At 61.9% G+C, this 7,305-nt stretch carries 5 protein-coding genes; all 5 read left to right on the forward strand.

Annotation, left to right across the window (positions count from 1 at the left end; genetic code table 11):
• Positions 1-213: 213 nt before the first annotated feature.
• The 5 genes from AC1D2Q_RS10515 (at position 214) to hslU (ending at position 7,226) form a co-directional block, all read left to right on the forward strand.
• Positions 214-2,433, forward strand: coding sequence for a primosomal protein N' (locus AC1D2Q_RS10515; RefSeq protein ID WP_477813152.1), 2,220 nt, complete (start codon positions 214-216; stop codon positions 2,431-2,433).
• Positions 2,434-2,599: 166 nt separating this feature from the next.
• Complete coding sequence (argS, locus tag AC1D2Q_RS10520) at positions 2,600-4,336, forward strand: arginine--tRNA ligase (protein ID WP_477813153.1); 1,737 nt, start codon at positions 2,600-2,602, stop codon at positions 4,334-4,336.
• 1 nt (position 4,337) lies between these two features.
• A complete protein-coding gene (locus AC1D2Q_RS10525) occupies positions 4,338-5,048 on the forward strand; it encodes an SPOR domain-containing protein (RefSeq protein WP_007936813.1) in 711 nt (236 codons plus the stop codon).
• Positions 5,049-5,300: 252 nt separating this feature from the next.
• Positions 5,301-5,831, forward strand: a complete 531-nt coding sequence (gene hslV / locus AC1D2Q_RS10530) for an ATP-dependent protease subunit HslV (RefSeq protein ID WP_007936812.1) — start codon at positions 5,301-5,303, stop codon at positions 5,829-5,831.
• Positions 5,832-5,885: 54 nt separating this feature from the next.
• Positions 5,886-7,226 carry an ATP-dependent protease ATPase subunit HslU gene (gene hslU, locus AC1D2Q_RS10535; RefSeq protein ID WP_019581849.1) on the forward strand — a complete coding sequence of 447 codons (1,341 nt, stop codon included), beginning with the start codon at positions 5,886-5,888 and terminating at the stop codon, positions 7,224-7,226.
• Positions 7,227-7,305: the final 79 nt, after the last annotated feature.

Consider the following 7,305-nt stretch of genomic DNA (forward strand, 5'->3'; position numbering starts at 1 on the left):
TCAGGAAAGACTGTTCAATGTTGACGGCGTCTTTTAACGCCATGCTGCGTTGCTACTCCTCCCCATAGCGCGCTATGAGTCGTCGTAGCGCCTTGCCTGGCATTAAAACCCACTCGTCAACACTTGAACGCTTTCCTGATGGAGGACACAGATCCGACCGTCTGCTAGGCTCCCGGCCTTCTTCCTTGCCCCCTCATTCGAGAAAACAATCGCGTGCCCAACGCCATTCTGCGCCTCGCCCTGCCTTCGCCCCTGCGCCGCCTGTTCGACTATCGCGCCCCGGCCGGAGTCCTGCGCGCCCAGTTACACCCGGGCATGCGTTTGCGGGTGCCGTTCGGCCGGCGGGAGATGATCGGGATTCTGGTGGAGATCACCGACCACAGCGAAGTCCCGACGGAAAAGCTCAAACCGGCGCTGGCCCTGCTCGATGCCGTACCGCCGCTGCCACCCGCGCTGTTCAAGCTGTGCCTGTGGACGTCCCAGTATTATCAGCACAGCCTCGGCGACACGTTGAGCTGGGCGCTGCCGGTGTTGCTGCGTCAGGGTGAGCTGGCCGAAGCCCGTCAGGAGCGGTTCTGGTCCGCCGCGCCCGGCGCCAGCCTCGATGACCCGCGCATCGCCCGCGCCCCGCGGCAGCGCGAAGCCCTGGCGACCCTGGCGCAACATCCCCACGGCGTCGCCCATCAGTTGCTGAGCAAACTGATGCTGAGCAAGGACAGCCTCGATCTGTTGCTGGCCAAGGATCTGGTGCAGGTAGACATCCGCAGGCACGCGCCCGGCGCTCGCCACGAACACTGGCTGGCACAACCGGAATTGCCGCTCAACCCGGAGCAGCGCGCCGCTTATGAAGCGATTCGCGCCGGGTTCGACAGTTATCATGCGTTCCTGCTGGCCGGCGTCACCGGCAGCGGCAAGACCGAAGTTTATTTGCAACTGATCCGCGAAACCCTCGAGGCCGGCAAGCAAGCCCTGGTGCTGATCCCGGAGATCAACCTCGGCCCGCAAACCCTGGCGCGCTTCGAACAGCGCTTCAATGCACGCATCGCGCTGATCCACTCCGCCGTCAACGACCGCGAGCGCCTGGACGCCTGGCTAGCTGCGCGGGATGGCGAAGCCGACATTATTATCGGCACCCGTTCGGCGCTGTTCACGCCGATGAAGAACCCCGGCCTGATCATCATCGATGAAGAGCACGACGGCTCCTATAAACAGCAGGAAGGCTTGCGCTACCACGCCCGCGACCTGGCGCTGGTTCGCGCCCGACAGGAAAACATCCCGATTGTCCTCGGCTCCGCCACGCCTTCGCTGGAAAGCCTGCAAAACGCCTACACCGGTCGTTACGGCCTGCTGCGCCTGAATGAGCGCGCCGGTGGTGCCAAGCAACCGCGCTTCCTGCGCCTGGACGTGAAAAGTCGTCCACTGGACAGCGGCATTTCCGGGCCGATGCAGCAAGCCATCGGTCAGACCCTGGCCGCCGGCCAGCAGGTGCTGGTGTTCCTCAACCGCCGAGGGTTCGCCCCGACGCTGCTCTGCCACGATTGCGGCTGGATGTCCGAATGCCAGCGTTGCGACGCGCGAATGACCGTGCACCAGCGCTCGGGCGAATTGCGCTGCCATCATTGTGGCTACGTCGAGCGCGTGCCTCGGCATTGCCCAAAGTGCGGCAAGGTCGATTTGCGGCCCGTGGGCGCCGGTACCGAGCGCGCCGAGGAACGCCTGGGGATTCTGTTCCCGGACGTCCCGGTGCTGCGGGTCGACCGCGACAGTACTTCACGCAAAGACGCGATGAATCAGCTGTTCGCGACCATCCAGAAAGGCCAGCCGTGCATTCTGGTCGGCACACAGATGCTTGCCAAAGGGCACCACTTTCCTCGGGTGACCCTGGTGTCGATTCTCGATGCCGACGGCGGGTTGTTCTCCGGCGACTTCCGCGCCAGTGAGCGCATGGCGCAGTTGATCGTCCAGGTCGCCGGACGCGCGGGCCGCGCCGAAGAGCCGGGCAAAGTAATCATCCAGACGCACCTGGCGGACCACCCGCTGCTGGTGCAACTGACCGAGCAGGGCTATTTCGCCTTTGCCGAACAGGCGTTGAGCGAACGCCGCTGCGCCGGGTTGCCGCCATTTGCGCATCTTGCGCTGCTGCGGGCCGAAGCGCACAAACCGGGGCAGGCCGAAGGGTTCCTCGATGAAGCGTGCAGCGAGGCCGAACGACTGCTGGCCGAACAGCATCTGACCGGCATCGAGTTGCTGGGGCCGGTTCCGGCACCGATGGAGCGCCGGGCCGGGCGTTATCGCGCACAGTTGTTGCTGCAAGCCACGGCCCGGGCACCATTGCATCGATTGTTGAGCAGTTGGTTGCTGGCTTTGGAGCAGATGCCGAGCGGGCGGGCGGTGCGTTGGTCTTTGGATGTAGACCCTGTGGATTTGTATTGATTGGAAGATTGCTTTCGCGAGCAAGCCCGCGATGGCGGCCGATTTTTCACCACATATCCATAACCTGCCCGCTATAGTTGGCAAGCCCGTCTTCGCAACGGATAATGCCCAGTTTTTCCACCAGCGCACTGAAGCGCCGCCGCGCCTGCGGTCGAAAGAGAAGACCATGAAAGACACCATTCGCCAGCTGATCCAACAAGCCATCACCCAACTCGTCAACGAAGGTGTGTTGCCTGAAGGCCTGTCGCCGGCGATCCAGGTGGAAAACTCCCGTGACAAGACTCACGGCGACTTCGCCAGCAACATCGCGATGATGCTGGCCAAACCAGCCGGCATGAAACCCCGTGATCTGGCCGAAAAAATCATCGCCGCGCTGCCGGCTGACGAAAACGTCTCCAAAGCCGAAATCGCCGGCCCTGGCTTCTTGAATTTCTTCCAGAACACCCAAGCCCTGGCGACCCGCTTGGACGCGGCCCTGGCCGACGACCACATCGGCGTACGCAAGGCCGGCCCGGTGCAACGCACCGTGGTTGACCTGTCGGCACCGAACCTGGCCAAAGAGATGCACGTCGGCCACTTGCGCTCGACCATCATCGGCGACGGCGTGGCCCGAGTGCTGGAGTTCCTCGGCGACGCCGTGATCCGTCAGAACCATGTCGGCGACTGGGGCACTCAGTTCGGCATGCTGATGGCTTATCTGCAGGAAAACCCGATCACCAGCGACGAGCTGTCGGACCTGGAAAACTTCTACCGTGCCGCCAAGCAGCGCTTCGACGAGTCGGAAGAGTTCGCCGACCGTGCCCGTGGCCTGGTGGTCAAGCTGCAAGCCGGCGACCCGGATTGCCTGGCCCTGTGGACCAAGTTCAAGGACATCTCGCTGTCCCACTGCCAGAAAATCTACGAACTGCTGAACGTCAAATTGACCATGGCCGACGTGATGGGTGAAAGCGCCTACAACGACGACCTGATCAACGTGGTCAACGACCTCAAGGCCAAAGGCATGCTGGTCGAGAGCAACGGCGCTCAATGCGTGTTCCTCGACGAGTTCAAGAATGCCGATGGCGACCCGCTGCCGGTGATCATCGTCAAGGCCGACGGCGGCTACCTCTACGCCACCACCGACCTGGCGGCCGTGCGCTACCGCAGCGGCGTGCTGAAAGCCGATCGCGCGCTGTACTTCGTCGACCAGCGCCAGGCCCTGCACTTCCAGCAAGTGTTCCAGGTCGCGCGTCTGGCCGGCTTCGTGACCCATCCGATGGAAATGGAACACATGGGCTTCGGCACCATGAACGGCGCGGACGGTCGTCCGTTCAAGACCCGTGACGGCGGCACCGTGAAACTGATCGACTTGCTGACCGAAGCCCAGGAACGCGCCTACACGCTGGTGAAGGAGAAGAACCCGGAGTTGGCCGAAGACGAGTTGCGCAACATCGCCAAGGTCGTGGGCATTGGCGCGGTGAAGTACGCCGACCTGTCCAAGCACCGCACCAGCGACTACAGCTTCAACTTCGACCTGATGCTGAACTTCGAAGGCAACACCGCACCGTACCTGCTGTACGCCTACACCCGAGTGGCCGGCGTGTTCCGCAAGCTCGGCAAGGACTTCAGCGAAGTCGAAGGGCAGATCGTCCTCGAAGCACCGCACGAACATGAGCTGGCGGCGAAACTGGCGCAGTTCGGCGAAATCCTGAATAACGTGTCCGACAAAGGCACGCCGCACATTCTCTGCACCTACCTGTACGATGTTGCCGGCCTGTTCTCCAGTTTCTACGAGAACTGCCCGATCCTCAGCGCCGACACCCCGGCGCAAATGCAGAGCCGTCTGCGCCTTGCCGCACTGACCGGCCGCACTCTCAAGCAAGGCCTGGAACTCTTGGGTCTGGAAACTCTGGAGCGCATGTAAGTTGGCTGCCAAGAAAAAACCTGCACCCAAGCGTGGCGCCAGCCGTTACCAAGCTCCTGCAAAGCAACCGATCCCGGGCTGGCTGTGGATGGCCATCGGCCTGACGGTCGGCGCGTTCATTGTGTTCCTGATGAAGCTGGAGCCGGGCAAGGGCAGTGACAGCGTCAAGCGCGAGAAGGTCGAGCAACAGCAGAAAGCGACCAAGATCGCCGAGGCCAACAAGACCCCGCCGAGCCCGACGCAACCGGTGAAGCCGAAGTACGACTTCTACACCTTGCTGCCGGAGTCGGAAGTGATCGTGCCGCCGGATGCGGTACCGGAGAAAACCCTGCCGACACCACAAGTGCCGGCCGTACCGACCACGCCGGTGACGCCTGCGGAAGCGGCGAAGATCGACACTGCCCGGGCTCAAGCGGCATTGGCCGGCATCACTCCGCCGCCAGCGCCACCGGTGGCTAAAGCGGCGCCGGTGACCAAGTTCTTCCTGCAGGCCGGTTCGTTCCGCAAACAAGCCGATGCCGACAAGGTTCGGGCGCAGATCATCCTGCTGGGTCAGGCCGTGGCGGTTGAATCCGGCACGGTGAAGGACGAGACCTGGTACCGGGTGCTGGTCGGCCCGTTCAGCAACCGCGAACAACTGACCACCGCCCAGAAGCAACTGGCGGGCAGCGGCTTCAGCAATCTGTTGTTACAACAACGCCAGAGCCGTTGATCCGCTGCCACAGCGGCTCCCACAGGAAACACAAATCCCTGTAGGAGCTGCCGCAGGCTGCGATCTTTTCAGGGGTTGCAGCATCCTGTTTTACTGACAATCAAAAACAAGATCAAAAGATCGCAGCCTTCGGCAGCTCCTACGCGCCTCGCACCGCTCGTCCCCCGCCGCGTCCTACAGTTGAAAAACGCTCCACCACCCCCATATGAGTTGGCATAAGGCATTTTCGCCCCGCTGCGTGGAGACTCTCCCTTGACCACCATCGTTTCAGTTCGCCGCCACGGCAAAGTCGTCATGGGCGGCGACGGCCAGGTTTCGCTCGGCAATACCGTGATGAAAGGCAACGCGAAGAAAGTTCGCCGCCTGTACCACGGTCAGGTTATCGCCGGTTTTGCCGGGGCTACCGCTGACGCCTTCACCCTCTTCGAACGTTTCGAAGGCCAACTCGAAAAACATCAGGGCCACCTGGTTCGCGCCGCTGTCGAACTCGCCAAAGAATGGCGCACCGACCGCTCCCTCAGCCGTCTCGAAGCCATGCTCGCGGTCGCCAACAAAGACGCCTCCCTGATCATCACCGGCAACGGTGACGTGGTTGAACCCGAAGAAGGCCTGATCGCCATGGGTTCCGGCGGCGGCTACGCCCAGGCGGCGGCCAGCGCGCTGTTGAAAAAGACCGACCTGTCGGCCCGGGAAATCGTCGAAACCGCTTTGGGCATCGCTGGCGACATCTGCGTGTTCACCAACCACAACATCACCATCGAGGAGCAGGATCTCGCTGAGTAAGCCTGTTTCGGCCTAACGCCACGGCTCACTTTTGCTTGAGGACCGCCAATTACTATGCCCATGACCCCCCGTGAAATCGTCCACGAACTCAATCGCCATATCATCGGCCAGGACGATGCCAAACGCGCCGTCGCCATTGCCTTGCGCAACCGCTGGCGCCGGATGCAGCTGCCCGAAGAGCTGCGCGTCGAAGTCACCCCCAAGAACATTCTGATGATCGGCCCGACCGGCGTCGGCAAAACCGAGATCGCCCGTCGCCTGGCCAAACTCGCCAACGCGCCGTTCATCAAAGTCGAAGCGACCAAATTCACCGAAGTGGGCTATGTCGGCCGCGACGTCGAATCGATCATTCGTGATCTGGCGGACGCTGCGATCAAGCTGCTGCGCGAACAGGAAATGACCAAGGTTCGCCACCGCGCCGAAGACGCCGCCGAAGAGCGCATCCTCGACGCCTTGCTGCCACCGGCACGCATGGGCTTCAGTAACGAAGACGCCGCCCCGGCCCAGGACTCCAACACCCGCCAGCTGTTCCGCAAACGCCTGCGCGAAGGCCAGCTGGATGACAAGGAGATCGAAATCGAAGTAGCCGAAATTACCGGCGTCGATATCTCCGCGCCACCGGGCATGGAAGAAATGACCAACCAGCTGCAGAGCCTGTTCGCCAACATGGGCAAGGGCAAGCGCAAGAGCCGCAAGCTCAAGGTCAAGGAAGCGCTGAAACTGGTTCGCGACGAAGAAGCCGGTCGCCTGGTCAACGAAGAAGAGTTGAAGGCCAAGGCGCTGGAAGCTGTCGAACAGCACGGCATCGTGTTCATCGACGAAATCGACAAGGTCGCCAAGCGCGGCAATACCGGTGGCGTCGACGTATCCCGTGAAGGCGTACAGCGCGATTTGCTGCCGCTGATCGAAGGCTGCACCGTCAACACCAAACTGGGTATGGTCAAGACCGACCACATCCTGTTCATCGCCTCCGGTGCGTTCCACCTGAGCAAGCCGAGCGATCTGGTGCCGGAACTGCAAGGTCGCCTGCCGATTCGGGTCGAACTCAAGGCCCTGAGCCCGGAAGATTTCGAGCGCATCCTCAGCGAACCGCATGCCTCGCTCACCGAGCAGTATTGCGCGCTGCTGAAAACCGAAGGACTGCTCATCGAGTTCCAGCCGGACGGCATCAAGCGTATTGCCGAGATTGCCTGGCAGGTCAACGAGAAGACCGAGAACATCGGCGCCCGTCGCCTGCACACCTTGCTGGAGCGTCTGCTTGAAGAGGTGTCGTTCAGTGCCGGCGATCTGGCCAGCACCCATGACGAAAAGGCGATCCTGATCGATGCCGATTACGTTAACAGCCACTTGGGCGAATTGGCACAGAACGAAGACCTGTCCCGTTATATCCTGTAGGTCACCTACTCTCCTGTGAGAACGTGAACCCAGTAGGAGCTGCCGCAGTCTGCGATCTTTTGATCTTGCTTTAAAAACC

The sequence above is a fragment of the Pseudomonas sp. P1_A1 genome (assembly GCF_056406935.1).

Bases quoted from the DNA above. Each gene is read 5' to 3' on its own strand.
- argS (WP_477813153.1), top strand. From the start codon at position 2,600: ATGAAAGACACCATTCGCCAGCTGATCCAACAAGCCATCACCCAACTC.
- hslU (WP_019581849.1), top strand. From the start codon at position 5,886: ATGCCCATGACCCCCCGTGAAATCGTCCACGAACTCAATCGCCATATC.